Source organism: Photobacterium alginatilyticum, assembly GCF_009910675.1.
GTDB lineage: Bacteria > Pseudomonadota > Gammaproteobacteria > Enterobacterales > Vibrionaceae > Photobacterium > Photobacterium alginatilyticum.
This window is the reverse complement of the sequence record NZ_RSEJ01000416.1, coordinates 1-353: the sequence shown is the minus strand read 5'-3', so window position 1 is coordinate 353 and position 353 is coordinate 1. Positions and strand designations below refer to the sequence as shown.

General features: G+C 49.0%; 1 protein-coding gene. It reads left to right on the top strand.

Going from position 1 to position 353, the window contains the following annotated elements; translation table 11 throughout:
- Positions 1 to 185 (top strand): hypothetical protein (locus EIZ48_RS29335; protein ID WP_205298673.1); only part of this gene is annotated, 185 nt, incomplete at its 5' end.
- Positions 186 to 353 lie beyond the last annotated feature (168 nt).

Genomic DNA, 353 nt, shown 5'->3' with positions numbered 1-353 from the left:
CATTGTTTCGGTGGTTTCCAGGTAAGTTGCGTTCTCAGTGGGTTGGACCTTTTATAATTGCTAACATTTATCCTCATTATGCAGTTGAGACACGAAGTATGGACACGGCCAAGGTGTGCAAGATGAATGGCCATAAGTTGCAGATATTTCATGAAGGCTTTAAAAACCCAATTCCGGCGGAGTGAAGGAGCACGGAAGTTACGTCGAGCCAACGACGGTAAACAAAGGCGCTACTTGGGAGGCAACCCAGCGTGGAATAGTCGGGACCCATCCAGTAGGCGATGTTGACTGGGACGAGTTCAAGGAGCGATTCTTTCGCCAATTCTTTCCCGACTCGGCCAAGGAGGACATGA